The sequence below is a fragment of the Acrocarpospora pleiomorpha genome (genome assembly GCF_009687885.1).
Taxonomy (GTDB): domain Bacteria; phylum Actinomycetota; class Actinomycetes; order Streptosporangiales; family Streptosporangiaceae; genus Acrocarpospora; species Acrocarpospora pleiomorpha.
Genome location: NZ_BLAF01000062.1, coordinates 41,607 through 68,263, shown reverse-complemented (window position 1 = coordinate 68,263; position 26,657 = coordinate 41,607). Strand labels below are relative to the sequence as shown.

Genomic DNA, 26,657 nt, shown 5'->3' with positions numbered 1-26,657 from the left:
GTGGGGAGAAACCCGGCAACAAACCAGCCCGCCCCACCCGAGACACGCCAACACAGACCGACCGCCAACGCCTCAAAGGGCGGGCGGGGGAGAGAAACGTTTCAGGAGAAGGTGATGGTTGCGTAGTCCGATACCGGGACGTAGCCGATTGATTGGTAGATGGAATTGGAGACGGGGTTGGAGAGGTCTGTGAACAGGAGGACCTCGGTGGCGCCGTCATCGATGGCTTTGCGGGTGGCGGCGTAGGTGACGGCTGAGCCGTACCCGTGGCGGCGGAACTCCGGAGGCGTGAAGACGGGGCCGACGCGGGACATGCCGGAGATCGGCGTCGATACACCCGCCAGCGAGACTGGGCGACCCGCCAGTTCCCACCAGACGAGCTCGTTGCGATTCAGCCGAGCCGAGACGACCGGCCCGGGGTCGGCGGAGACGTCGACGTGGGCCTCGGTCTGGAAGGCGCGGAACCAGTGGACGGCGGTCGGGAGGTCGTCGAGGGTGGCCACCCGCGCCCGGCCCGGGCCGTACAGAGCGGAACGGCCGTCAGGGCCGCCGGGCGCGACCAGCGTGGCAAGCCGGTAGAGGCGCTCCGAGCGGCGTTCCTTTTCCTGCTGCCACCAGGCGGAAGCGAAAGTGGACACGGTCTCCACCGGCCCGGTCACCCCGGGCAGCTCACGACCGCGATTGACCAGTTGCCCCACCAAAGCGGGCAACTCGGCGAACGGGGATGACCCCAGCAGCAGCGGATACGGCGGCGTATGACATAAAGCCCCCCGCACCTCCCCATGCTCGACAAACCAGCCCATCAAGGGATCCGAGTACTGACCGCTCCGGATCCAGCGCAACACGGTCAGCAGGACCGTGTTGCGCACGGGATCCCGGAGCAGCCAGGGCTCGGCTGCTTCGGCGTAGGCCGACACGTCTGAGGTGAGCGTCCACGTCATGATTCGATTGTGCCCGTCCGATCAGCGAGTTCAGGCCGCCGACTCCGTGAGATAAGGAGCCCACTGCGGATCACCGTCGAATTGTGCACCAATCAGCCGCCAGTGCGCACCGCGAGGCACGGCTGGGCTGACGCGGAGCGACCACCCGATCTCTTCCAGCAGCTTGTCTGCCTTGCGGTGATTGCAAGGCATACATGAGGCGACGCAGTTCTCCCACGTGTGCGGGCCACCCTTGGATCGGGGGATCACGTGGTCGATGGTCTCGGCCCGCTGCCCGCAGTACGCGCAGCGGAAGTCGTCCCGGCGCATCAGCGCCGCCCGCGTGAGCGGGATCCTGGACCGGTACGGAATACGGATGTAGCGGCGCAGCCGGATCACGGACGGCACGTCCAGAGTCCGGGTGGCCGATCGGAGAACCGTGCCCCGGCCGTCCCGGTGGACGACGTCGGCCTTCTCCCTCAGCACCAGGATGATGGCCCGGTGCAGGGAGAGCGTGGTGAGCGGTTCGTAGGTGGCGTTGAGGAGCAGGACTTGGCGCATCAGCCGGCCTCCACGGCAGTCTCGGCAGACCTGGCGGCCGACCGGAGAGCGGCGAGTCGCAGAGCGACGACTGTGCGCCTACGTTGCGGCCCCACCTGTTGGGACTCGGGTGTTTCCTTCACGAAGACCTCCGCCGGACGGTCCAGCGGATGGTCACCACGGCACCGTCCTCAACCAAAGTGTGGCCTTTGCGATGACCTGTCCGCCACCCCATAACCTGGGCAACTGATACGCCTGGTGCTCTTTATGCCCCGGCGATCATCTTTTTACTCCCCGGTATTGGGGGTACGAGTCTGTCGGTGGCCTGCCCTAAAGTGCGTGACATGACGCGACCGCCTTACCCACCGGCTCGCCGGGCCGAGATCGTCGACGACCTGCACGGCACCTCCGTGCCCGATCCGTACCGATGGCTGGAGGATCCGGACGCGCCCGAGGTGAAGGAGTGGCTGGAGGCCCAGGGCGAGCTGCTCGGGCAGGCCGGGCTGGCCGGCCGGGAGCGCTTCCGCGGGCGGGTCGAGGAACTGCTGAAATCGGGGTCCATCGGGGCCCCGACCTGGCGCGGCGACAAACATTTTTTCATGCGCCGCACCCCCGAGCAGGAGCACGCGGTGCTCTACGTGGTGGACGAGCGGGGCGAACGCGCCTTGATCGACCCGATGGCGCTGGATCCGTCCGGGCTGACCACGCTCGACTCCTGGCAGCCTGACAAGGAAGGGCGGCTGCTGGCGTACCAGATCTCGGTCGGCGGCGACGAGGAGTCCCAGCTGCACGTGCTGGACATCGAGAGCGGCGCGGTGATCGAAGGCCCGATCGACCGGTGCCGGTATTCTCCGGTGGCCTGGCTGCCCGGTGGGGAGTCCTACTACTACGTGCGCCGGTTGGCCCCCGACCAGGTGCCGGAGGGCGAGGATCAGTATCACCGGCGCGTCTACCTGCATGTTCTTGGCACGCCCGCCGACGACGATGTGATGATCTTCGGCGAAGGGCTGGAGAAGACCAACTACTACGGGGTCTCGGTCTCCCGCGACGGCCACTGGCTGACGATCTCCGCCTCCCGGGGCACCGCGCCACGCAACGACCTCTGGATCGCCGACCTGGAGTCCTCCCCGCACGAGGCCCCCACGCTGATCACCGTCCAGGAGGACGTGGACGCGCAGACCGGCCTGCATTTCGGCCGGGACGGCAGGCTCTACGTGTTCACCGACCGGGACGCGCCACGCGGCCGGGTGTGCGTGACCTCGCCGGAGGCTCCCGGCCACGAGAACTGGCGGGACCTGATCCCGCAGGACGCCGAGGCCGTGCTGAGCGACTTCGCGATCCTCGACGAGCTGGACGATCCGATCATGCTGGTGGGCTGGACCCGCCACGCCATCGCGGAGATCTCGGTGCACCGCCTGTCTGACGGCGTCAGGACCGGCGCGGTGCCCACCCCCGGCCTCGGCACCATCGGCGGCCTCTCGGAGCGCCCTGAGGGCGGCCACGAGGCCTGGTTCGGCTACACCGACAACACCACCCCGCCCACGATCCAGCGCTACGACGCCAGAACCGGCGAGACGACCCTCTGGGCCGCCTCCCCCGGCTCGGTGGAGGTCCCCCCGGTCAGGACGGAGCACGTCGTCTACTCCTCGGCCGACGGCACCGAGGTGCACATGCTGGTCATCTCCCCCGTCGACAGCTCCGGCCCCCGCCCCACCGTGCTGTACGGCTATGGCGGCTTCGGCATCTCGATGGCGCCCGGCTATTCGGCCTCCATCCTGACCTGGGTCGAGGCCGGCGGGGTCTACGCGATCGCGCAGCTGCGCGGCGGCGGCGAGCAGGGCGAGGAGTGGCACCGGGCCGGGATGCTCGGCGCCAAGCAGAACGTCTTCGACGACCTGCACGCGGCGGCCGAGCACCTGATCGCCACCGGCGTGACCACCTCGGCGCAGCTGGCCATCTCCGGCGGCTCCAACGGCGGCCTGCTGGTCGGCGCGGCCCTCACCCAGCGCCCGGAGCTCTATGCGGCGGTCGTCTGCTCCGCCCCGCTGCTGGACATGATCCGCTACGAGCAGTTCGGCCTCGGCGCCACCTGGAACGTGGAGTACGGCTCGGCCGAGGTGGCCGAGGAGTTCGGCTGGCTGTGGTCCTACTCGCCGTATCACCACGTCCGGGAGGGGGTGGCCTACCCGGCGACACTGTTCACCGTGTTCGCCTCCGACACCCGGGTTCATCCGCTGCACGCCTGGAAGATGGCGGCCGCCCTGCAGTTCGCGACGTCCTCCGACCGCCCAATCCTGCTCCGCAACGAGACCGAGGCCGGGCACGGGGCCCGCTCGGTCAGCAAGACGGTCGCCCTGGCCGCCGACCAGCTGGCCTTCCTCGCCACCCACACCGGGCTGGCGCACGAGTCGTAACCCTGCTCGGGCCCGGCGGTGAACCCTATGGTGGAAACTTCTGCCTCTGGTGACCGGCGGGCCAGGGGCGTACAGGCGCCTTAACGGGGGAAGATGACGGTTTTGTGGCCGTCTAGGAGGATTCGGTGTTCGGCGTGCCAGCGGACGGCACGAGCCAGAGCCTGGCATTCGAGGTCCTTGCCGATGGCGACCAGGTCGGTGGCGGAGTGGGTGTGGTTCACCCGGGCCACCTCCTGTTCGATGATCGGGCCCTCGTCCAGGTCGGCGGTCACATAGTGGGCGGTCGCGCCGATGAGCTTGACGCCACGGGCGTGCGCCTGGTGGTAGGGCTTGGCGCCCTTGAACGACGGCAGGAACGAGTGGTGAATATTGATCACCCGGCCGGAGAGTTTGGCGCACAGGTCCTCGGACAAGACCTGCATGTAACGCGCCAGCACCACCAGATCGGCCCGGTAGTGGTCGACCAGGGTGAGAATCTCGCCCTCCTGCCTGCCCTTCGTCTCCGGCGTGACGGGCAGGTGGTGGTAGTCGATCCCGTACGACTGGGTGAGCGGTCGCAGGTCGGGGTGGTTTGACGCGACCGCGACGATCTCGATGTCGAGCAGCCGGGAGCGCACCCGGTAGAGCAGGTCGTTCAGGCAGTGATCGAACTTGCTGACCAGCACCAGGACCCGCGGCTTCACCGCCCGGTCGAAAAGTTGCAGATCCATCCGGAACTCGGTGGCGAGAGCGGCGAAGCCGACCCGCAGCTCGTCCATCGGCACGGCGCCGGTGAACTGCACGCGCATGAAGAACCGATCGGCTTCGGGGTCGCCGAACTGCTGGCTCTCGGTGATGTTGCACCCGCGCCCGGCCAGTAACCCGGAGACGGCCGCGACCACCCCTGGCCGGTCCGGGCAGGACAGGGTCAGCACATATTCGGCGTTCATCGGGATCCCTTGGGCCGCGCGTGTCCTTCGGCTGAGCATGATATCGCTCTCCCCGGATATCACTGTCCCGGATGTTCCGCAGATAGGTCGTCCGCTCCGATGGCAGGATGGGCGATCGTGGCTGACTCACGACCCGCGGCCCGGGTTCTCTGCGTGGACGGTCAGGGCCGTGTGCTCCTGCTCCGCTGGCACGATCACGTGAGCGATGTCGTCTTCTGGGAGCCCCCCGGCGGCGGGATCGAACCCGGCGAGACACCCCTGGAAGCGGCGCGCCGCGAGCTCGCCGAAGAGACCGGGCTGCCCGGGGACAGGGTCCTTGACCAGTGGATACCGGTCGAACGCGACTACCACTGGCTAGGCGTTCACTACGTCAAGACCGAGCCGTTCTTCCTGGCGCGCTTCGACACCACTCCCGACGTGGCCTCCACCGAGCTCACCCCGGAGGAGGACGGCACCTACCGCGGCCACGCCTGGCACTCCCGGGCCGACCTGGCCGCGCTCCCCGAGCCGATCGAGCCACCGAACCTGCTCGCCATTCTCGATCACCTGTTGTGAACCGGCCGGAAACTTTCACCAGCCGGCCGTACCTACCTGATGAATTGACCAGAATTCACAGGAATTAGTGATTTTTCGCCATAAAGAACGACGGCGTCGCCGCGGACTTCGCGGCTGAGTTCGCGCCAGCCGTACTTGCGGTAAAGCTCGATCGCCGCCCCCTGCTGCAGGGTGGTGTCCCCGCGCAGGAGGCTGTAACCCAACTCGCACGCCCGCTGTTCGAGCAATTCCAGGATCTGCGCGCCATAACCACGCCGCTGATACTCCGGATGCACCCGCAACCGGCACATCTCCGCCGTGTCCTCATCCAAACGGCGCAATCCGCCCATGGCGACGATCCGACCGCCGGGCACCTCACCGACGAGGAATTCGCCCCGATCGGCCAGATACACCTCGCTGATCCGGGGGAAATCGTCCTCGTAGTAGACACCGTCGCCGGGCGCGAGCCCGACCTGGGCAAGGCTGATCTGGTGCAGCGCCCAAACCTGGTCCAGATCGGACCACCGGTAGCGCCGCACCCGTAACGGGAAGCTCACGAACCCCCCACCAGATCGCCGAGATCTAACTGGGCCCGGTCCAGGGCGACATCCCTGAGCCGGTCCAGGCCCTTGATCTCGCCATACTTACCGGTGATCCCGCCGATGAGCTCGTTCACCCTGGCTATCACCAGTTCGGTGCGGTGGATCTTCTCGATCATCTCCAGCGCCCGGATGGCCAGCTCCACGGCCTCCTCGGGCTCGCCCTCGATGAGGCGGCACTGGGCCAGGTCGAGCCGGATAAGCGTCTGGTCCAGCGGCTCGCCCTCGTACTGCCCGAGGGCCTGCTCCAGCACGACGTCGGCCTCAAGCGTCTCGCCTAGCCGCACCAACACGTCGCCCTGGTAGAAGTAGAGCTGGCGCTCGGTGTAGCCGAACGCGGTGTCCTCCTGCTCGGACGGGACCATCTGGGAGAACGCGGTGCGGGCCCGGGACAGCGCCCGCTTGGCCTGGTCGACCACGTCCTTCTTCTGGCCGTTGCTGCCGGCCAGCATGGCCAGCGCCCTGGCCTCCACGACGGGGGCCATGGTCTTCGCCGCACAGGGCGTCTGGCCGGCCATGTCGCGGCTCTTCTTGGCCAGCGTGAGGGCCTCGCGGGGGTCGCCGTAGTAGAGCGGGACGAGCGCCTCGCGGGCCACCACCCAGGCGCGCAGCGCGCGGTCGCCCGTCTCGTCGGCGGCGGTCCGCCCGGTGCGGAAGAAGGACCGCGCCAGCCGGTGGTCGCCGAGATCGATCATGATCATGCCGCACAGCCCGGAAAGCTGCGCCGCCATCCGGCAGAGCCGCTCCTGAAGATCGACCGGCTGGCGTCGTTCCATCGCCTTGCGGACCGCCGCGAATTCCAGCAGCACGTCGCAGAGCAGCCGGAGCGGCGGGGTGTTCATATATTGGCGGCCAAAGCCGATCGTGGATTCCTCCCACTGATCGAGCATCGCCGGAGAGACGGTCGCCGACACCATGGTGTCGTCCATCCGCCGCCTGATGTTCTCAACCGCACCCAGGACCTGACCGTCCAGGCTCACCGAGGTGCCGGCGAGGAGCTTCAACAGCGTCCTCCGTAGCACGTTCTCGTCCTCCTCGCCCCCGCCCGTTGAGGGGTCACCGCCGTCCGAGAGGACCAGCAGCTCGCGCGAGACGGGGGATGTGTCGGATCTTCCGTCTTGCAGGTCGCCACCGCGGACCACTCCCGGCATGCGGTGACCATGACCGCAGATGCAGGGACCGTCGTAGCCCAAGGCGACCGGTTCGACCCGGTAGACACAGCAGAGGTAGTGGAGGTACTCGGGCCCGGGGCGCTTGAGTCCGGATTCATACGCGGACAGCAACGTTTCCCCGATTCCCGGGATTGCCTTCCCGTCCCGCTCGAAAAGGGCGCGCACCTGCTCGATCACGTCGGCGAGCGCGATGCCGTTCGAAAGCCGGTGGGATTTGATCCGGGTGGTGCCGAACAGCGGCGAGCATGTCTCGAAGATCTCTTCGGCGACGCTCGCCAGACTCCGCCCAGCGGCCAGGCCTCGGGCCCGGACCCGCCTCGCGGTCTCCGTCTCCTTGTGTTGCCTGCCGGACATACCGGCCCCTCTCTCGTGGCCAGCCGTACGCGCCGCCCACATGTCCCGACCGGTCCTCATCTACTGACTTAGCGTAACCCTAAGGTTGCACTCCGCCCAACTAAATGATGGACCAGTTTTGTCCGGCCCGGTCCCACTGTCGAACGTGCTGATTAAGGATCGTCCACCCCCGGGCTGGTTCTTTCAACCCACTTGGTGGTAACCGCATCCAGAGCTGCCTTTGCGCTTCGTTGACCAGTGCGGCCTGGTAAGTCATCTTGGGCCAACCAGCACCGAAACGCAGAGCCGCAAATCACCGAAAGAGCCCGAGAAGGAGGACGAACGGTGGGGGAGGACGATTTCGGGCATCTGGAGCGTCTTGCTTCAGAGCTCGGCACTCGGGGATTTCACGCGCGGGTGGTGCACAGCCAGACCGGCCGTGCCTTCGTCCGCGTGATCAACCCGAATGCGACCAGTCTCATCGAGAACGTCGTCTGCAAGGCGGCGGACTATTGGTGGTCCTGGGGGGAGCGAATGCACCGGGCGGACGATCCGGCCGGTGCCGCGACGAAGGTCGCGCGTGTGCTCGCCGCGGTAGGCGATTGACCGAATGATCGCACCGCCGCGACGAACCAGGTGAAGCGCAGTCACCTTGGCTCGTCGCGGCCACCGCGGCTCCACAGGGCCGGTGGGATGCCCGGTGCGGAACGCTCCTCGCGGGGAACGTTGTGGCATCCCGCCGGCCCCGAACCGGCGGATCTGATTGGTACTGGTACGGAATTTCGTGGGCTCTCGGGTCCACGCAGTCTCGGGTACGGCTCCGGCGCGGAGCCGTACCCGGCTGGCTGCCATCCGGCACGGGCGACCGGGCTGGATGGTCATCGGGGGGATCCCCCTCTCGGAGAACGGCTTGGGATGCGCTTCCGGGTGCGCGTCCCGGTCCTGCCAGCCGTCACAGGAATGTCTGCCCCTGCCCTCCGCGGCCCGGGGTCAGGCACTCACGTCTCCCCGGCGTAATGTGACGTTGGCCGGTTCGCTCGGCAATATGGTTTAGGTTGACCTGCGTCGACCTCACCTAACGCCGAATGAACCGATCCGAGGGGGATCCACCTCGTGTTCCTGCTCTCCCCGAGCCCGAGCCCGACACCGAGCATCATGCCCAGCGTGACGCCAAGTCCGTCCCCCAGCTCCACACCGAGCCCGATCATCGATTTCCACGAGGCGAGCCAGAGTCTCGTCGAGGCGTGCAACAAAGGCGAAGGCCTGCTCTGTACGGTTCTGAATGCCATGCTCCCGCCGCGAGCCGCCTACCCCGAGTGGATCCCGCTGGTCGCCGGGGTCGCCGACGTGATCCTGATCATTCTGCTGATCCTGGTCGCAGCCATGGTGATCAGGAAGATCGCGCATCGGCTGATCACCCGGATCACCCTGCGGGCCGGTGAAGGCGTGCTGCCGGACCGGCTCCGCCGCGCCGCCACCCCGGAGGACGCCACCTCCGCCATCCTCAGCGAACGGCGCAGGCAGCGCGGCGACACCCTCGGCTCCGTGCTGCGCAGCATCGCCTCGGTGGTCATCCTCGGCACCGCCTTCCTCACCATCGCCACCAAGATCGGCATCCCGATCGCGCCCCTGCTCACCAGCGTCGGCGTGCTCGGCGTGGCGGTCGGCTTCGGCGCGCAGGAGCTGGTCAAGGACTTCATCGCCGGCATGTTCATGCTGGTGGAGGACCAATACGGGGTCGGCGACGTGATCGACACCGGAGTCGCCATCGGCACCGTCGAAGCGGTCACCCTGCGCATCACGCGGCTCCGCGACATCGACGGCAAGGTCTGGTACGTCAGGAACGGCACCATCACCCGGGTCGGCAACGAGTCCCAGGGCTGGTCGCGGGCGGTGGTGGACGTTCCGGTGGCGTACGACACGGATGTGATCCGGGTGCAGGACCTGCTGAAGGAGATCGCCACCCAGCTGTGGGAGGACGAGAACTTCCACGACACGGTGATCGTCGAGGAGCCGCAGGTCTTCGGCATGGAGCAGATCTCCGACTCCGCCGTGATCTTCCGGGTGAGTGTGAAGACCGTGCCCGGCGAGCGCGCCAACGCCGCCCGCGAACTCCGGCGCCGGATCAAGCGCGCCTTCGACGAGCAGGGCCTGGTCTTCGCCGCCTGATCCAGCACGCCGAATTCGGTGCGGCAGAAGAATCATCATCCGGCAGGAAGGTCCGCGGGATGAGAATCCTCCCCCGGGGGAAATCTTCGCCCCCGGGCCCCGCGACTTTACTGGCGAGTAGCTGTCTTAGGCTGAATCCGTGACCAGCGAGGAGAGTTTCTACGACCTCATCGGCGGCGAGGAGGCCTTCAAGCGCCTCGTCCACCGGTTCTACCAGGGTGTGGCGGAGGATCCGCTGCTGCGTCCGCTCTATCCCGAAGCGGACCTCACCGGCGCCGAGGAGCGGTTGCGGCTGTTCCTGATCCAGTACTGGGGTGGCCCGGGTACGTACAGTCAGGAGCGTGGCCATCCGCGGCTGCGCATGCGGCATGCGCCGTTCGTGATCGGGGAGCCGGAGCGGGATGCGTGGCTCAGGCACATGGGCGATGCGGTCGAGTCCTTGGGGCTCCCGGAGGAGCAGCGGGAGAAGCTCTGGAAATACCTCGTCTACGCCGCGCACAGCCTGGTGAACGCGTAGGGCGGCGCCAGGGGTCCGGAGGGAGGCACGCTGTCCCTGAGGTGCCCACGGACGGGCACGCTGTCCCTGAGGTGCCCACGGGGGACGACGGGGCGTGCGGAGCCCGAGAGAAACGAAGAGCTGGGCGGGTGGGAGAACCCCGACGGATCAAGCTGCCGGGTCATTCGAACGACCACGGTGCTGGCGGGGGCCGGGCGGAGCCCGCAGGAAGCCAAGGGGCTGGGCGGGTCGGCCCTCACCGGACCAAGTCGACGCTTCATTCGGACGACCACAGTGCTGGCGGGGGCGGGCGGAGCCCGAGGGAAACCAAAGGGCTGGGCGGGTGGGAAACCCCACCGAACCAAGCCCACACTTCATTCGGGGTAACCCGGACACGGCCACCTGGCTGGTTACGCGGTGAACTTCTCGAGGTAGGCCCGCTCGTCCCCGGTGAGGCGGCGAGGCGTCCCCGCCGCCGGGTCGTAGGCCACCATGACCGACATGGCCTCCACGAAGACCACGTCCTCGTCCCGAATCTCGTACGCCAAGGTGAACCGGACCGGGCTGATCGCGGTCACCCAGGTCTCCACCCGCACGGGTTCGGGACGGAACGTCAGCGCCCGCCGGTAGTCGATCTCGTGCCGCGCCACGACCAGGCCACGATGCGGCTGCCCACCCGCCCGGATCGGATCCAGGTAGAGCATGGCCAGCCGCGCGTCCTCCAGGTAGTCGAAGAACCGGACATTGTTGACGTGCCCCAGCTGATCGATGTCGGCGAACCGGATCTGCCGGGAGAACACATGCCGCACGCTACTCGCGCGTCAGCTTGCGGTAAGTGACCCGATGCGGGCGCGCCGCGTCCGCGCCAAGCCGGTCGATCTTGTTCTTCTCGTAGTCCGCGAAGTTGCCCTCGAACCAGAACCAGTTCGAGCCCTCTTCCCAGGCCAGGATGTGGGTGGCGATGCGGTCCAGGAACCACCGGTCGTGCGAGGTGATGACCGCGCAGCCGGGGAAGTCCAGGAGCGCGTTCTCCAGCGAGGAGAGCGTCTCAGTGTCAAGGTCGTTGGTCGGCTCGTCCAGCAGCAGCACGTTGCCGCCCTGCTTGAGGGTGAGCGCCAGGTTGAGCCGGTTCCGCTCGCCGCCGGACAGCACGCCCGCCTTCTTCTGCTGGTCGGGACCCTTGAACCCGAACGCCGCGATATACGCCCGGGACGGCATCTCGACGTTGCCCACCTTGATGTAGTCGAGCCCGTCGGACACCACCTCCCAGACGTTCTTGCTCGCCTCGATGGCGGCACGCGTCTGGTCCGCGTAGGAGATCTTGACGGTCTCGCCGATGGTGATCGCGCCCTTGTCCGGCGTCTCGCTGCCCGTGATCATGCGGAACAGCGTGGTCTTGCCGACGCCATTCGGGCCGATCACGCCGACGATGCCGTTACGCGGCAGGTCGAAGCTGAGATTGTCCATCAGCAGCCGGTCCTCGAAGCCCTTGGTGAGGTTCTCGGACCGGATGACCGTGGTGCCCAGGCGCGGGCCCGGCGGGATCTGGATCTCGTCGAAGTCCAGCTTGCGGAACTTGTCCGCCTCGGCGGCCATCTCCTCATACCGCTGGAGGCGGGCCTTGCTCTTGGTCTGCCGCGCCTTGGCGTTGGAGCGCACCCACTGGAGCTCGTCCTCCAGTCGCTTCTTCCGCTTGGCGTCCTTCTGCCCTTCCACCTTCAACCGGGCGGCCTTGGCCTCCAGGTAGGTGGAGTAGTTCCCCTCATACGGATAGCAGCGGCCGCGGTCGAGTTCCAGGATCCAGCCGGCCACGTTGTCGAGGAAGTAACGGTCGTGGGTGACGGCGAGCACGGTCCCCGGATACTTCTCCAGGTGGGACTCCAACCACTGCACGCTTTCGGCGTCGAGGTGGTTGGTGGGCTCGTCGAGCAGGAGCAGGTCGGGCTGCTCCAGCAGCAGCTTGCACAGCGCGACCCGGCGGCGCTCACCCCCGGACAGGGTGGTGACCGGGGAGTCGGCGGGCGGGCAGCGGAGCGCGTCCATCGCCTGCTCCAGCTGGCTTTCGAGCTCCCAGGCGTTGCGATGGTCGATCTCGTCCTGGAGCTTGCCCATCTCGTTGAGCAGCTCGTCGGTGTAGTCGGTGGCCATCTGCTCGACGATCTGGTTGTAGCGGTCGAGCAGCGCCTTGGTCTCGGCGACGCCCTCCTCCACATTGCCGAGCACGGTCTTGCTCTCGTTCAGCGGCGGCTCCTGCTGGAGCATGCCGACGGTGAAGCCGGGCATCAGCTGGGCTTCGCCGTTGGAGGTGTTCTCGATGCCCGCCATCATCTTGAGCAGGGTGGACTTGCCGGTGCCGTTGGGACCGAGCACGCCGATCTTCGCTCCGGGCAGAAAGGAGAGCGTGACGTCGTCAAGGATCACCTTGTCGCCGACCGCTTTGCGCACACGTCGCATCGTGTAGATGTACTCGGCCATGGGGTCAAGCTTAGTGGGCCGTGGCGGGCTTGCCGTCCGTCGGCGGATTCTGGGTGGCGGGCAGGCAGATGCGGTCTCGGCCCAGTTCCTTGGCCCGGTAGAGGGCCAGGTCGGCGGCGGCGAGCAGTTCGATCAGGTCGTCCCCGTGCATGTTCATGATCGCGACTCCGGCCGAGATGGTCACGGTGATCATGGCGTCGTCGGCGGGCACGGCCATCCGCCCGACCCGGGTCCTGAGCCGTTCGGCCACCCGGCGGGCCTCGGCCACGTCGGCGCGGGGCAGCAGGACCACGAACTCCTCGCCGCCGAACCGGCCGACCACGTCGTAGTCGCGCAGCTGGCTGCGCAGGGTGGCCGCGACCCCGATCAGGACCTGGTCGCCGACCAGGTGGCCGTAGGTGTCGTTGACCCGTTTGAAGTGGTCGATGTCGACGATCAGCAGGGCCAGCATCTCGCCGGTGCGGCGGGCCCTGACGATCTCGGTGTCCGCCTCGCGCTGCCAGGCGGCGGCGTTGAGCAGGCCGGTCTTCGGGTCGGTCCTGGCCGCGGCCTGCAGCTGGGCGTGGAGCAGGCTGCGCTGCAGCAGCATGACCGGAGGCAGCGCCAGCAGGAGCAGCGCCAGGTTGAGCCCGCACAGGATGGCCACCGACACGCCCAGGCAGAGCTCGACCGCGTCCAGCAGCAGGCTCTCCCGATCCCACAGCACGTCCCGCCAGCGGCTGTCGGGGTCGGCGGTGTGCGCGGCGATGGCGATCAATGCCGTGTTGAGCACGGTGAACATGGCCGCGCAGGCGACCGCCGTCACGATCGGCCAGCCGGTGCCCAGGCCCAGCTCCCCCGGGTCGGCCACCCGGGCATGGAAGGCCACCGAGGCGGTCCCGGCCGCCAGGCCGATCGCGGCCGCGCTGAACACCCGCCGGTAGGCGACAGTGGCCCGGACCCGCAGCTGCAGCAGGATCTGCAGCGGGATCGGCGCGACCAGCGCGTAGACCGGCGGCAGCAGCAGCGCGGCCGGCAGCCACCAGGCCGAGAGCAGGTCGCGGTGGACCCCGGCGGGCATGCCGAGCCGCCGGGTCGCCTCGATGCAGACCGCGCCACAGGCCGTCAGGGCCAGGAACGTGGCCAGGTCGGCGACCGCGAACGTGGTGGTCGCCGCGAAGTAGCCGATCGCCGCCAGATCCAGCGCCACGATCGCCACCAGATAGAGCACCAGCGGACGCCGTTGCGCCAGCAGGGGCCACCGGCCCCCGCGTGCCGGCATTCCGCCCATCGGTTTGGCCGAGGTCTGACTGGGCGCTGCCATCCCATCCCCCAACGCATCCATACGCCGTCTCCAGCGTCTCACGATGTGTAACACAATAGTTGCGGAGTGTGCGACGCGCGACGGGAACCGCTACCTTGGGCAGCGTGGCCATTCGTTCTGATGGCCTGGGGGCGGTTCTGTGGTGATTCGCTACAGCCGCCCGTTGGTGGGGAACCGCTCCTTCGCGGGCGGGCCGTGTGGGAAAGGAGCAGCCATGGTGCGGGGCGTTACCTGGACCTGATCTGGTGCTCTTGCAGCGACGCGGATCGTCGCCATCGGCCGATCTCCGGACCCTGATCGAGGGCACCGGCCGCGCACGGCCGATGCCCCCCTCCCCCGTCAAGCCGCCAGCGGCATCGCGTCACCGGGCCACGGAACCTCCTGCCCGTCGTCCACCGAACCCTCCACCAGACCAGCCACACCGGCCAGACCGCCGACCTCACCACCAGCCAGACCGCCGACCTGGTCATCGACCAGACCAGCCGCATCACCGGCGAGACCATCGCCCAGACCGCCGGCAGCACCGCCAGCCAAACCGCCGCCCAGACCGCCGGCAGCACCGCCAGCCAGGCCACCGGCCAAACCGTCGGCCACGCTCTCGTATGCGCCATCGGCCATATACGGCTCGGCGTGCTCGGCGTCCAGCCTGCCCGCGCCGCCCTCCAGCAGGCGCAGCGTGTTCGAGGGAACCGTGGTGAGCTCCCACTCGCGGGTGGCGTCCTCCATGGCCCGGAGATCGCGCGCGGCGGCGACCGGACCCGTGGAACCGCGCACCGGGCGCTCGAAGCTGCTGATCCCCCATTTGAGGTCGTGACCGACCGAGACCGCCTCCACCTCGACCCAGAAACGCTGCTCCCCGCCGCGCTCGAACTGCTTCACCCGCAGCTTGCCCGACACCACCACCGGATGCCCCCGCCGCACCGACTGGGCCACGTGGTCGGCCAGCGCCCGATAGCAGCGCACGGTGTAGAAGGTGGTCTCCCCGTCCTGCCAGGTCTGCGTCTGGCGATCCAGGAACCGGCGGTTGACCGCGACCCGCATCGAGGTCGCCCGGGACCCGTCACCAAAGTGGAACTGCTTCGGATCGTCGGTGACATTCCCCGACAGGGTGACGTAGATCTCGCTCATGAGTGCCTCCACGGTCCGGACCCTCGCCGGACTCGCGCTCACCCTCCCGCGGACCGCCCCCACCCGAAGCGACCGAACGACGCTCTGTGGATAACTGGCGTTATCCACAGGGCTCGAAGCGGGCCGCTAGTACTTCGCGGTATTCAATGCCTCGTGATAATCGTTGTAGCGCTGCAGCTCGCGCTCCACTGGCTCCACCACCAGTTCCTGCGCCACGCCGGACACCCGCCGCCGCATGTCCCGCTCCAGCCGGTCCCGCTCAGACCCGGCCGCGAGCACGATGAAGTTCCGGCTGGCCACCGCGGAGAGCAGGCCGACTCCGAGCACGCTGGCCATCATGAGCAGCACCCACGGCAGCACCCCGACGTCGCCCAGCAGGTCGGTCGGCGGCGGCCCGGCCTCGAAGACGCCGTAGGCCACGATCGCGCCGGTCACGCCCAGGCCCGCCAGGAACAGCAGGACCAGGAGGTACTGCCAGATCTTGGCCAGCCACCACCAGGCGGGCACCCGGTCCAGCGGCGGCGCGATCTCGCCCAGTTCGTCGGTCAGCACCTTGGGCAGCTGGCCGGAGCGGGAGCGGGCCGCGTCCCTGACGCCGTCCTGCCAGACCTCGGGCATGCCCTGGCTGAGCCCGTCCGACAGCGCCTGGACGGCGTTGTCCACCTCGGCGGGCTGAGCCCGGACCGAGCCGCCGACGAGGGTGCGGATGTCGTCCTTGACGTCGCCGAGGCGCAGGCTCTTCAGCGGGTCGGGCCGGAACATGGCGGCCCAGCGGGCGTAGGGCCAGCCGACCCAGTCGATCGAGCGCACGCCGTAGACGTTCTCGATGGCCTCACCGACCGCGGCCGCGCCGACGGCGTCGCACAGCGCGTCGGCGAGCCCGGCCCGGCGGGCGCCGTCCACGATGGGCTCGACGTGCAGCAGTTCGGGCATGTCCTTGGCCACCCGCAGCATGAGCTTGTCCAGGTCGGCCTCCAGGCGGAGGTATCCGGCCCGGCGCGCGCTCACCGACTCGGCCAGCACGGCCTTCAGGCCGTCGATACCCTTGCCGGTCGTCGCCGACGTGGCGACCACCGTCGGGTTGGCCACGCCCTCCCGCTTCAGCAGCTCCTCCAGGTCGGCCACGCAGATGGCCTGCTCCTCCGGGGTCAGCCGGTCGGCCTGGTTGAGCACGAAGACGGTCACGGCGTCGTGTCCGGCCAGCTCGGTCACGTAGCGCCGATGGGTGGCCGCGTCGGCGTATTTCTGCGGGTCGAGCACCCAGACGATCAGGTCGGCGGCGGTGATCAGCCGGTCCGCCTCGGTGTCGGTGAGCGCCCTGATGGAGTCATGGTCGGGCAGGTCGAGCAGGATCAGGCCGTGCAACTGGCTCTCGCCCTTGTCCAGCGCGCTGGCCCGGGCGAACCGGTGCCGCCACTGGATCTGCAGCCAGTCCAGCAGCGGCGCGGCCCCCTCCAGGCCCCACACGCAGGCGTGCGTGCGCGCCGTGGTCGGGCGGCGCACGCCGGTCGGCGACAGCTCGAGCCCGGAGACCGAGTTGAACAGGGATGACTTGCCGCTGCCGGTGCCCCCGGCGAGCGCCACCACGGTGTGGTCGGGTGAGAGTTTGAGCCGGTTCCCGGCCCGCAGCAGGAGCTGGGTGGCCTCGTCGAGCAGCTCCGGATCGACCCGTCCCTGGCCCAACTCGACCACCCTGGCGAGGGCGGCGAGCCTGGTGCCAAGTCCGTGCCGGGGTTCGGCGCTGATTGTCATCGGGCTACCTCGAGGTTGTAGGTGGCCTGGTAGAGCCGGGTTGCCGCGGCTTCGTCCGGGATCCCGGCGCTGTCCAGCGCGTCGACATAGCGCAGCGTCTCATCGTCGAAGAGTAGGCCGATCCTGGCCCGCAGGTCGCTGCGCGCCTTGGCGCTGATGCTGCGCAGCGACTCGGCGCCGAGCAACCCGCGCAGCAGCCGCTGCGGCAGGGCGCTGTTGCCGGAGCCGACCGACACATCGGTGGTGCCGTATCCGAGCAGCCCCACCGTGAAGATCAACGCCAATGACTGCACATCGAAGGAGACGAGCTTGGCCACCGAACGTTTGGTCACGCCCTCGGTTCTGATCAGCTCGGTCACGTGGTCCTGCCACGAGGTGACCATGCGGGAGGTCCGGCGCGCGGCCTCCTCGGTCGGGCGGCCGAGACCTGGGATGGCGGCCAGTTTGTCCCCCGCTCCGGCACGCTGCCGCCAACGGGTGACGACCTCCTCGGCGGCGCGCTGGGCAGCCGAGGTGATCACGGATTCCAGGCCGGTGTGCAGGGCGCCCTTGAGCGCGCGCAGCCGTTCCGGGCCCTGCTGGCCCGCTTTGGACGCGCGGCGGAGCTGTAACGTGCGCATGAGATCACCAGAGCCGGCGAAGTCCTGCCAGCGGGCCAGCACCTCGCCGCGCAGCAGCGAGCCGTTCCTGGTGGCCTCGTCGATCTCGGCCAGCGCGCTCATGTATGCGGAGTCCACGTCCGAGCGCAGGTCCGCGCGGAGCGCCACCTGGGTCTCCAAGTGGCGGGCGAGCGCGGGGACGCGGTTGCGGAAGCTGTTGAGCACCCCGTTCAGGGTCATCTGCACGGCGTGGGTGCGCCGCTGGTCGTCCACCGAGAGCTCGGCCAGCCACATCCGCAGCTCGGTGACCTCGTCGTCGGGGAGCCTGCTATTGGTGACGGTGGTCTCGTTGACGACGAAACGTTCGACCTCGCCCAGGCCGTATTCGTCGAGCATGCGGACGAAGTGCTTCACGATCACGTCGCGGGACTTGGGCGGGACCCGGGTGAGGATGATCACCAGCCGGGCGTTGCGCTCCTTGGCCAGCCGGAGCAGCCCCCAGGAGGGCGCGTCGGCGTATCGGGCGGCCGTGGTGACGAACACCCACAGGTCGGCGGCATCGAGCATGCGGTGCGCGATCTGGTGGTGTTCCTCGACGACCGAGTCGATGTCGGGGGTGTCAAGCAGGGCGACGCCCTGGGGCAGCCGTTCGGTCGGGGCGATCACGATGCTGTCGAGCCCCGCGCCCTCGCCCGGTTTGTCCAGCCTTCTCAGGCCGGGGAGCAGGTCGCCCTTGACGAACCAGTCGCGGTCGTCCGGATGACAGGCCAGGACGGGCGTGCCGGTGGTCGGGCGGCGGACCCCGGTGGCGCTGACCTGCTGCGCGGCGAGCGTGTTGACCAGGGTGGACTTGCCCGCGCCGGTGCTGCCCGCGACCACGACCAGCGCCGGAGCCGTGCTCATGTGCACGCGCGGGATCACGTAGTCGTCCAGCTGCGTCAGCACCGCGGCCTGCGACTTGCGCGCCTCATCGGCTCCCGGCACGTCAAGCCCGAAATGCAACCCGGTGACGGCTTCCCTGAGCTGGGCCAGAGCCGCCGTCAACGCCGCCGACACCGTCTCAGGCAACTTCTCTTCCTGTACGGCCCGCACAAACGTTCCACTCTTCACCCGGGCCACATCACCGGCGTCACTCCCGTAACCACCACCGGCGCCCTCACCCGCAGAGCCCTCCGAGGAGGCGACAAGGTGCCCAGAGGAGTCCACATCGCCATCCGAGCCAGCATCCGGGGAATCCTGGACACCACCCGGGGAGCCCTCATCATCGCCAGAGTCCTTGATATCGCCCGAGGTCCTGGCGGTACCCGAGCTTTGAGCATCGGCCGAACGCTTGACGCCGCCGAAACTCCAGATATCGCCCGGATCCTTGGCGTCGATCAAGCCCTTGGCACCCCTGGAACGCTCGGCATCGGCCGACCCCTGGACATCGCCAGAACCTCCGGCACCGCCAGAAGCTTTCACATCGGCCAAAGCCTTGGCACCACGCGAGGGCTTGAAATCGGCGGGCTCCTGGGCGTCGCCAGAACTTCCGGCATCGCCCGAATCTCTCGCTTCTGCCAAAGCCTTGGCACCACGCGGGCGCTTGAGATCCGCCGCCTCCTGGGCGTCGGTCAAGCCCTTGGTGTTGCCGGAATCCCTGGGATCAGCCGAATCCTGGGCGTCGTCCGAATTCTGGGTGTCTCCCGAGGTGCCGATCGCGTCAGTCGGCGAATCTGCTCGGCCTTCCCCGGAGCCTGCGGTGTCATCCGAGGAGTCCACGGTGCCAGCGGCAGGAGTCGCTTCGTCGGTGTGAGAACGGGGCGCGGAGCCAGCCTTGGCGGGGTTCCGGAAGAAGCTCCAGGGTTCCTCAGTATTGTCGGGCTCTGGGGTGGTCTGAGTGGTTTGTTCCGCGTTTTCCGGGTCGGGTGCGGCGGGTTCGGGGGTGGGCTCCTCGGCTGGAGTGGCGCTGACCGACAGATGAGCCCACGCGCTCTCGGTCTTCTTGCCCGAACCGCCCTCCTGGGCGGCCAGCACCTTCGCTCTGACCGCCTGGTTGATCACCGGTTCCGGGATGGAACCAGGGGGTGGGTCGTCGGGCCGGATGGCGCGGAACGATGCCGTCTGCTCACCGGGGCCCTCGTCGACCTCGTCGTTCACGGTTTCTCCCGTGGTGCCGATCATTGGGTAACCCGGTGCGTCACCGGAGGCATGCTCGTGTCCGGGCACGTTGGGGGCCGACTTCACGGGACCCGCTCCGCTCGCACCATCTCAATCTCCTGGCCGACTCCGACGACGTCCCCGACGATCACGATCGCCGGGGGCCGAAGCCCGGCGGCGGTCACTCGCTCCGCCACGGTGGACAAGGTGGCGATTACTGTGCGCTGGGTGGGAAGAGTACCGTCCTGTACCACCATTACGGGAGTTTCCGGCGAACGTCCGTCACCTTGCAGAGTTTCCGCGATCTCCGCGATACGTTCAACCGCCATCAGAAGTATCAGGGTTCCCTGGGATCGCGCCAATCCCTTCCAGTCGACGCTCGACTCAGGATGCCCCGGCGGCACGTGCACGGACACGACATGGAAGTCCTGGCTCACTCCCCGATGGGTGACCGGAACCCCCGCCGCGGCGGGGACCGCGACCGCGCTGGTGATTCCCGGCACCACGATGACCGGCACTCCCGCCTTCGCGCACGCGATCATCTCCTCGCCGCCGCGCCCGAAGACGAACGGGTCCCCGCCCTTGAGCCGGACCACGAAACGCCCGGCTTTGGCATGCTCGACGAGGAGCTCGTTGATCCGCTCCTGGGACAGGAACCTCCCGTACGGAACCTTTGCCGCGTCGATGAGCTCGACGTCGGGCGGCAGTTCGTCCAGCAGGCTGCGCGGGGCCAGGCGGTCGGCCACGACCACGTCGGCCTGGGACAGCAGCTGGCGTCCGCGCACCGAGATCAGCCCGGGGTCGCCGGGGCCGCCGCCGATCAGGGCGACGCCGACCGGTTTGGTGCGGTGGCGGCGGGCGTCGACCGTACCGTCCCGGAGTGCGCTGACGACGGCGTCGCGGATGCCGACGGCGCGGCGTGGGTCTCCACCCGCGGTGATCGCGACGCTGACCTCGTCGACCCGGCCACTGGCCGGGGTCCAGGCGGCGGAGGCGTCCTTGTCGTCGGCGCGGACGCACCAGATGCGTTTCGCTTCGGCCTCGGCGGCGATGGCGGTGTTGGCGTCGCGGTTGCTGGTGCAGGCGTGCACCAGCCAGGCTCCGTCACAGTCCCCCGGCTGGTACGGCCTGCGCTCCCAGACCACACGGCCGTCGGCTATCAGGTCGTCCAGGGCAGGGGTGACGCTCGGCGAGACCAGGGTGATCGACGCCCCCGCGTCCAGGAGCGCAGGCACCCGCCGCTGGGCGACACGTCCGCCTCCGACGACCAGCACCCGCCGGCCGTCGAGCCGCAATCCGAGCAGATAGGGCGCCATCTCTCCCCATTGGGTCAACACAGGTCCGTCAGGAGGTAAACCTACCGCCTGACCTGTGACGGCACTTACGAGATGCTCCTTATCGGCCTTCAAGCAGGGGCTTCCTGGGATCCCAGGGCTCCCCTCCTGCGGCGACCTCTCTCCGGCGGGCGATCGCGGACAGTGCTTCGAGGACGACACGGTTTCCGAGGAAGGCGGTGATGTCCGCGTGATCGTACGGCGGAGCGACCTCGACGATCTCGACGCCGAGGACTGGCAATTCATAGCAAATGCGGCGAACGGTGTCGAGGAGTTCGCGGGCTGTCAGGCCGCCGGGTTCGGGGGTGCCCGTGCCGGGGGCGTGGCCCGGGTCGCAGACGTCGATGTCGACCGAGAGGAAGATCCCGTCGCAGTCGTCCAGGGCGATCGTGAACGCCTCAGTGAGGCAGTCAGGGAGGCCTCGGGCGACGATTTCCGTCATTTCGTACGATCGCATGTTCTGCTGGGCCATCCAGCTGAGGATTTCCGGGCCGGGCCAGTAGCCGCGCAGGCCGAGCTGGAGGAAGCGGTCGCCGCGGATCGCACCGGATTCGATCAGGCGGCGCATGGGCTGGCCGTGTCCGTAGAGGTGGCCGAACTCGATCTCACCGGTGTCGGCGTGGGCGTCAAAGTGGATCATGGATATGCGGCCGAAGCCGTGGTGACGTGCGACGCCACGAGCGTCCGGGAGCGCGATGGTGTGATCGCCGCCGAGGATCACCGGAATCGCGCCGGACTGGGCGATCGTGTAGACGGCGGCCTCGATGTCCTTGATCGAGTTCTCGAGGTCGCCCGAGTAGCACTCCACATCACCGGCGTCGAGAACTTTGAGGTCTTTCAGGCCGTCCACGCGCAGGGCCATGCTCGGCCGGGATCCGTCATGACTCAGATAGCACGCCTGCCGCAGCGCCTGCGGTCCGAACCGCGCGCCCGGCCGATTGCTGGTGCCGCCGTCGAAAGGCGCCCCGACGATAACGACATCGGCTTCCGCGAAGCTACTCGGATCGGTCAGGTCGCAGCGATCAACACCAAGAAACGTGATATCCGGCCCAAACATGGGCCCATACCTAGCCATACCGCCATCATCCACCTTGGGCCTGATTCACCGATCGGACACCAGCTACCAACAGCCACATGTGCCCCGATCGCATCCTTTCGACCATGAACCTCATGAGACTGTCCGCTGGCGTACAGTCATCGCACCCCCTCGTCCATGAGCCTCACGATGCTGTCCGCATACGTCATGAGCCTCGGGCATTCACTTCCTGTCGGTGAACTCGCCGCTCACGTTTTGTCGGAAACGCCAGCGGAGTCGAAGGTGGCGACGTCGTGCATGACGCGTGCTGCGGCGACGACCAGCGGGTGGGCGAGCAGTCCTCCGGTGCCCTCGCCGAGCCGGAGTTCGAGATCGACGAGTGGGCGTAGGCCGAGGAACTCCAGCGCCGCCGTGTGTCCCGGTTCGGCGGAGCGATGTCCGGCGACGCAGTATCCGACCGCTTCCGGCGCCAAAGCCGCCGCCACCAGCGCCGCCGCTCCAGCGATCACCCCGTCCAGCACGACGGGAATGCGCTGCGCGGCGGCCCCAAGTACAAACCCAGCAATCGCCGCGTGCTCAAAACCCCCGACAGCCGCCAAAATGCGCAGGGCCCGTGCCTGATCTCCAGTCATTACGGTGATCTCGCCCCGAGTGTCGGGAGCCCCAGCAGTATCGGCGCCAGAGTGTGGCAGCGCGCCGGTCTCCGCGCGAACATGCGAAAGCACACTCTCGTCATTGCCAAGAACGGACGCAGCGTGTGGGACCGCCGCGGCAGCCACGTCAGCGGGGGGAAGCGCTGTGGTTTCGGGCTGAGGGGTAGGAGCTGGCGTTTTGGGTTCTGCGGGTGGCGATTGAGGGCTGTCACCGGATGTCGGTGGAGTTTCGAGGATCGTGTTCTTTGTCAGGGCCTGGCGGATGACGGCGATTTTGTGGTGGAGGGTGGCGTCGTCGATGCCGGTTCCCCTGCCGGTTACCTCGGCGGGGTCGCGGCCGGTGAAGGCGCAGATCAGGGCGGCTGAGGCGGTGGTGTTGGCGATGCCCATGTCGCCGGTGACGAGGCAGCGGGCGCCGTTGGCGATCAAGGTGGTGGCTGTTTCGATGCCGGAGTGGAGGGCGGTCAGGGCCTGATCTTCGGTCATGGCGGGGCCCTGGGAGAGGTCCGCGGTGCCGTACCCGGTCTTGAGGATGAGGAGGTTGGGGGCGGGGGGCAGGTCGGTGGCGACGCCGACGTCGACGACGGTGACCGAGATGCCCGCCTGGGCGGCGAAGGCGTTCGCGACGGCGCCGCCGGCGAGGAAGTTGGCCACCATTTGGGTGGTGACCTCCTGCGGCCATGGGCTGACGCCCTGCGCGTGGACGCCGTGGTCGGCGGCGAAAATGGCCAGTGCGGCGGGTTCCGGGAGTGGGGGCGGCGAGAGCGCGGCGATTCCGGCGAGCCGGACGGCCACGTCCTCCAGGGCGCCGAGTGATCCGCGTGGTTTGGTGAGCCGGTCCTGATGGGCTCTGGCCTCGGCCATCGCCGCCGCGTCCGGTGGGCTGATCGCCGCGATGGTCTCGGTCAGTCGGGTACGGCTCGGCACGGGGCACTCCTCAGCGCGTGGGGGACGTGTTCATTGTGACTTCCAATGCTTTGAGCAACGCGTCCGAGGTGTCCGGATCGCGTACGGCGATGCGGATCCAGTCCTCGCCGAGTCCGGGGAACGTGTCGCCGCGGCGGACGGCGAATCCCTTCTCGCGTAAGGGCAACCGCACAGCGGGGAGTCGTACGCAGACGAATGACGCTTGGGGGTTGGGAATGACGTGCGCTCCCAGCGACCGTAGGCCGGACACCAGGTAGTTACGGTCTGTGGCTAGTTGTCTGGCCCACGTTTCGGCTTCCGCGATCGCCCGAGGGGTCATGCAGGCTTCCGCCGCGGCCAGAGCCGGTGTGGAGACGGCCCAGAGCGGTTGGGCCTCCGCCAGTTGGGCGATCGTGGGGGCGTCCGCGAGCACGTACCCGATCCGCAGCCCCGCCAGTCCCCAGGTCTTGGTCAGGCTGCGGATCACGATCAATCCGGGGAGTTGTACTGATGCCAGTGACTCCGGTTCTCCGGGGATGCAATCCGCGAACGCCTCATCTACCACCAACGTCCGGCCTGGCCGGATAAGGCTCCGCAGAATCCGCACCGGGTGCGATACCGAAGTGGGATTTGTCGGGTTGCCGACCATCACCAGATCCGCGTCGTCCGGCACCAGCTCGGGATCCAGCGTGAACGCGCCCGACAGGATGACCCGCTCCACCCGATGCCCCGCAGCCGCCAGCGCGGCCTCCGGCTCGGTGAACTGCGGATGCACCACCACCGCCCGCCGAGGCCGAAGCACCCGCGCCAACAGGACGAACGCCTCCGCCGCGCCAGCGGTCAGCAGCACCTCATCGACACCACGCCCATGCCGTTCCGCCACCGCGGCCCTGGCCCGATCCCCGGACGGATAAGCCGCGAGATCGCCGACGGCATCGCGCACCACGTCCGCAAGCCATCCTGGCGGCATCCCTTGCCGCACATTCACCGCGAGATCCACCAGCCCTGGCGCAACCTCACGATCCCCGTGATGCCGCAAATCCACCCATTCAGACACGACCAGCGACCATATCCCACCCCTACTCAGGACCTCACGGAGTGGCGATTGCCGGGTTCTCCCACCCGTCCGGCTTAGACCGGGGTGGGTTCTTCGGCGTAGGTGGTTGTGGTGCGGGAGCGGGGGAAGCGTTGGACCGTCAGGGCCTGTTGCACGCGCTGGCGGGCGCTCCATTCGGCCGCGTCGGAGAGGGCTTCCTCGTAGCGGTCGATGACCACGTCGGCCAGTCCTTCGCAGTCGCCGATGACTTCGGCGCACCGGATGTCGATACCCTCATGGTTGGCCCCATATGCGAGCGCCTGCGCCCAAATCCGCTCCAGCACGCCCCCGGCGAACAGCAGATACGGCAGCACGATCACCCGTTTCGCCCCGAGGCGGCGGCAGCGCTCCAGGCCGCCGGGAACGCCGGGACGAGCGTGCGACACGTACGCGGTCTCGACGGTCAGGAACTCAGCCGCGTGGGTCTCCCAGAAGAGCCGGGAAACCCGATGCACCTCCGCGTTCACGGACACATTCGTAGAACCGTGACCCACCAGGACGATGGCGGTCTCACCAGGAGTGATGCGCTCAGGCTCCTCGTCGGTGAGGCGGAAGGGCTCGGTCCGTACCAGATGGGGCATGTCCGCCTGAGCGTCGGCGAGACGTTCGGCGAGGAGTTCGAGCACACGCGGGTCCGGACCGAGCGGACGTGCCAGGTCGTATCCGAGCGTAGGGTGCCGTTCCTGCTCCAACGCGAGCGTGCCGGGAATGTCGCCCAGGGCTCGCCGGTCGTTGGTGAGGCTGAGCGGCAACGCGATCAGGTGGTGGTGGCCGCGGGCCACCAGGGAGGTGATCGAGTCGCTCAGCGGCGGCCGGGCCTTGGTGATGAAGCCGCCGGTCACATCGGCGACCACGCCGTCCAGCCGGCATCGCAGCCGGTGCACGAAACGGCCGAATTCAGCGACGCCCGTCTCATCGTGCGTGCCGTGCCCGATGAGCACCAGCGGCGGTTTCATCTCACCGATCTCCCATGCCTTGTCCGGATCGTGACAATAGCGGACGGTACTGGGCCATGGGGGATCCTTGACCTGTCATTTAAGGTTGGAGTTCGTCCTGAAGCAGGCTGTAGAGGATGGCATCGGTGCGTCCGCCCGGAACCGGAAGGCCTTTCCGGAGGGTCCCCTCTTCGGTGAAACCCGCCCGTCGCGCGACCGCGCGGCTGCCCACGTTCCCGGTCGCGATGGTCAGCTGCACCCGCGTGTACCCCTGCGCGAGCAGCCAGCCGGCCACCGTTTTGGTGGCTTCCGCGGCGTACCCCTGGCGGCGCGCCCATGGTGAGACCCAGTAGCCGATCTCGACGTCGCCGCGCTCCTGGTCGGCCCGGTGCACGCCGACGGCACCGGCCAGCCGCCCGCCATCGCGGGGTTCGAGCGCGAATGTCAGGCCGTTGACCCGATCGGAATGCGCCAGCCTGGTGCACCAGTCGAGGGCACGTTCCAGGGTGTAGCCGGGAGCCCACGGCATCCAGCGGGTCATCTCGGCGTCGTCCTTGACGGCCGCGAGCAGGTCGAAGGCGTCGCGTTTGCCGAAAGGGCGCAGGATCAGGCGGGGGCTGTCGAGGCGTCCGCCGAACGTGGGGCCGGTCTCGCCGCGCAGCAGGCCGAAGACGACGACGTCATGCGGGCCGTCGTCCTCGAATCCGGCGCCGCGAAGCACGCCTTCCCGGGTGAATCCGGCTTTCTCCGCGACCCGGATGGACGCGGAGTTCTCCATCGTGGCGCGCAACTCGATCCGGCGCAGGCGCGCGGGTCCGAGCGCCCATTCGGCCAGTCCGCGTACGGCTTCCGGGGCGTAGCCACGTCCTCGATGGTCGGGATGTATGCCGTAGCCCACTTCGGTGGTGCCTGTCCCCCAGTGGGTTTTGAAGAGGCTGATCGCGCCGATGATGGCGCCTGCGGCTTCGATGGCCAGGTGCAGGCCCTGACCGGATTTACGCAGTTCGTGTACGCCATGGGACAGCCACTGCGCGATTCCCGCCGCGTAGCCGGGAGCGCCGGGCGGCAGGGCGGTCGAATGGTTGCCTTCCTGGACGATCGCCCGCACGCGGGCCGCGTCGCTCGGGCCGAAGTGCCGCAAGATCAGGCGTTCGGTTTGGATCGTGAGATGTTCATCGAACACGCCCATACCGTACGG

Annotated in this window: 22 protein-coding genes; 5 read left to right on the top strand and 17 right to left on the bottom strand. The window is 68.3% G+C overall.

The genetic code is table 11. The features are described 5' to 3' along the window. Positions 1-101 precede the first annotated feature (101 nt). Positions 102-941, bottom strand: coding sequence for a GNAT family N-acetyltransferase (locus Aple_RS39775; protein ID WP_155349936.1), 840 nt, complete (start codon positions 939-941; stop codon positions 102-104). A 30-nt stretch (positions 942-971) separates the two neighbouring features. Continuing rightward, positions 972-1,481: an HNH endonuclease gene (locus Aple_RS39770; RefSeq protein WP_155349935.1), complete on the bottom strand. Its 510-nt coding sequence runs from the start codon at positions 1,479-1,481 to the stop codon at positions 972-974. A gap of 323 nt (positions 1,482-1,804) precedes the next feature. On the opposite strand from Aple_RS39770, the gene Aple_RS39765 reads away from it, so the two are divergent. Continuing rightward, positions 1,805-3,874, top strand: coding sequence for a prolyl oligopeptidase family serine peptidase (locus Aple_RS39765; protein ID WP_155349934.1), 2,070 nt, complete (start codon positions 1,805-1,807; stop codon positions 3,872-3,874). 80 nt (positions 3,875-3,954) lie between these two features. Here the strand turns inward: Aple_RS39765 and purU are convergent, their stop codons facing one another. Next, complete coding sequence (gene purU / locus Aple_RS39760) at positions 3,955-4,803, bottom strand: formyltetrahydrofolate deformylase (protein WP_155349933.1); 849 nt, start codon at positions 4,801-4,803, stop codon at positions 3,955-3,957. A 117-nt stretch (positions 4,804-4,920) separates the two neighbouring features. Between purU and Aple_RS39755 the strand changes: the two genes are divergently transcribed. Beyond that, positions 4,921-5,358, top strand: a complete 438-nt coding sequence (locus Aple_RS39755; RefSeq protein WP_246265072.1) for an NUDIX hydrolase — start codon at positions 4,921-4,923, stop codon at positions 5,356-5,358. Between the two features lie 32 nt (positions 5,359-5,390). On the opposite strand, the gene Aple_RS39750 is transcribed toward Aple_RS39755, so the two are convergent. Together Aple_RS39750 and Aple_RS39745 are read right to left on the bottom strand one after the other, a co-directional pair. Further along, complete coding sequence (locus tag Aple_RS39750; protein WP_246265071.1) at positions 5,391-5,876, bottom strand: GNAT family N-acetyltransferase; 486 nt, start codon at positions 5,874-5,876, stop codon at positions 5,391-5,393. A gap of 14 nt (positions 5,877-5,890) precedes the next feature. Next, on the bottom strand, positions 5,891-7,462 hold the full coding sequence (locus tag Aple_RS39745) for a tetratricopeptide repeat protein (protein ID WP_155349930.1): 1,572 nt from the start codon (positions 7,460-7,462) through the stop codon (positions 5,891-5,893). A gap of 324 nt (positions 7,463-7,786) precedes the next feature. Here Aple_RS39745 and Aple_RS39740 point away from each other — a divergent pair, with 324 nt between their 5' ends. From Aple_RS39740 to Aple_RS39730, 3 genes are all read left to right on the top strand, one after another. Then, a complete protein-coding gene (locus tag Aple_RS39740; protein WP_155349929.1) occupies positions 7,787-8,047 on the top strand; it encodes a hypothetical protein in 261 nt (86 codons plus the stop codon). 549 nt (positions 8,048-8,596) lie between these two features. Continuing rightward, a complete protein-coding gene (locus Aple_RS39735) occupies positions 8,597-9,610 on the top strand; it encodes a mechanosensitive ion channel family protein (RefSeq protein WP_155349942.1) in 1,014 nt (337 codons plus the stop codon). A 139-nt stretch (positions 9,611-9,749) separates the two neighbouring features. Next, positions 9,750-10,127, top strand: a complete 378-nt coding sequence (locus Aple_RS39730) for a globin (protein WP_155349928.1) — start codon at positions 9,750-9,752, stop codon at positions 10,125-10,127. Between the two features lie 389 nt (positions 10,128-10,516). Here the strand turns inward: Aple_RS39730 and Aple_RS39725 are convergent, their stop codons facing one another. The 12 genes from Aple_RS39725 to Aple_RS39670 form a co-directional block, all read right to left on the bottom strand. Then, entirely contained in the window at positions 10,517-10,906 is a 390-nt protein-coding gene (locus Aple_RS39725; protein WP_218038734.1) for an acyl-CoA thioesterase, read from the bottom strand. A 10-nt stretch (positions 10,907-10,916) separates the two neighbouring features. After that, entirely contained in the window at positions 10,917-12,581 is a 1,665-nt protein-coding gene (gene ettA, locus Aple_RS39720; RefSeq protein WP_155349927.1) for an energy-dependent translational throttle protein EttA, read from the bottom strand. A gap of 10 nt (positions 12,582-12,591) precedes the next feature. After that, a complete protein-coding gene (locus tag Aple_RS39715; RefSeq protein WP_155349926.1) occupies positions 12,592-13,884 on the bottom strand; it encodes a GGDEF domain-containing protein in 1,293 nt (430 codons plus the stop codon). A gap of 339 nt (positions 13,885-14,223) precedes the next feature. Further along, positions 14,224-15,012 (bottom strand): single-stranded DNA-binding protein, encoded by a 789-nt coding sequence (locus tag Aple_RS55820; RefSeq protein WP_155349925.1) that lies wholly within the window; start codon positions 15,010-15,012, stop codon positions 14,224-14,226. A 126-nt stretch (positions 15,013-15,138) separates the two neighbouring features. Further along, the gene (locus tag Aple_RS39705; RefSeq protein WP_155349924.1) at positions 15,139-16,764 is read right to left on the bottom strand and encodes a GTPase; all 1,626 of its coding nucleotides are present in this window, start codon (positions 16,762-16,764) and stop codon (positions 15,139-15,141) included. Continuing rightward, complete coding sequence (locus Aple_RS39700) at positions 16,761-19,499, bottom strand: GTPase (protein WP_246265070.1); 2,739 nt, start codon at positions 19,497-19,499, stop codon at positions 16,761-16,763. Before Aple_RS39700 ends, Aple_RS39705 begins: the two co-directional genes overlap by 4 nt. An 83-nt stretch (positions 19,500-19,582) precedes the next feature. Further along, a complete protein-coding gene (gene cobA / locus Aple_RS39695) occupies positions 19,583-20,815 on the bottom strand; it encodes a uroporphyrinogen-III C-methyltransferase (protein WP_155349923.1) in 1,233 nt (410 codons plus the stop codon). Positions 20,816-20,894: 79 nt separating this feature from the next. Then, positions 20,895-21,890: an agmatinase gene (speB, locus tag Aple_RS39690; RefSeq protein WP_218038733.1), complete on the bottom strand. Its 996-nt coding sequence runs from the start codon at positions 21,888-21,890 to the stop codon at positions 20,895-20,897. A 227-nt stretch (positions 21,891-22,117) separates the two neighbouring features. Beyond that, a complete protein-coding gene (locus Aple_RS39685) occupies positions 22,118-23,449 on the bottom strand; it encodes a nicotinate-nucleotide--dimethylbenzimidazole phosphoribosyltransferase (protein ID WP_373869692.1) in 1,332 nt (443 codons plus the stop codon). Positions 23,450-23,459: 10 nt separating this feature from the next. Further along, positions 23,460-24,485 carry an Rv2231c family histidinol phosphate aminotransferase CobC gene (gene cobC / locus Aple_RS39680; protein ID WP_246265069.1) on the bottom strand — a complete coding sequence of 342 codons (1,026 nt, stop codon included), beginning with the start codon at positions 24,483-24,485 and terminating at the stop codon, positions 23,460-23,462. Positions 24,486-24,559: 74 nt separating this feature from the next. Beyond that, positions 24,560-25,480: a sirohydrochlorin chelatase gene (locus tag Aple_RS39675; RefSeq protein WP_155349920.1), complete on the bottom strand. Its 921-nt coding sequence runs from the start codon at positions 25,478-25,480 to the stop codon at positions 24,560-24,562. Positions 25,481-25,559: 79 nt separating this feature from the next. Further along, on the bottom strand, positions 25,560-26,642 hold the full coding sequence (locus Aple_RS39670) for a GNAT family N-acetyltransferase (protein WP_170321903.1): 1,083 nt from the start codon (positions 26,640-26,642) through the stop codon (positions 25,560-25,562). Between the last annotated feature and the right edge of the window lie 15 nt (positions 26,643-26,657).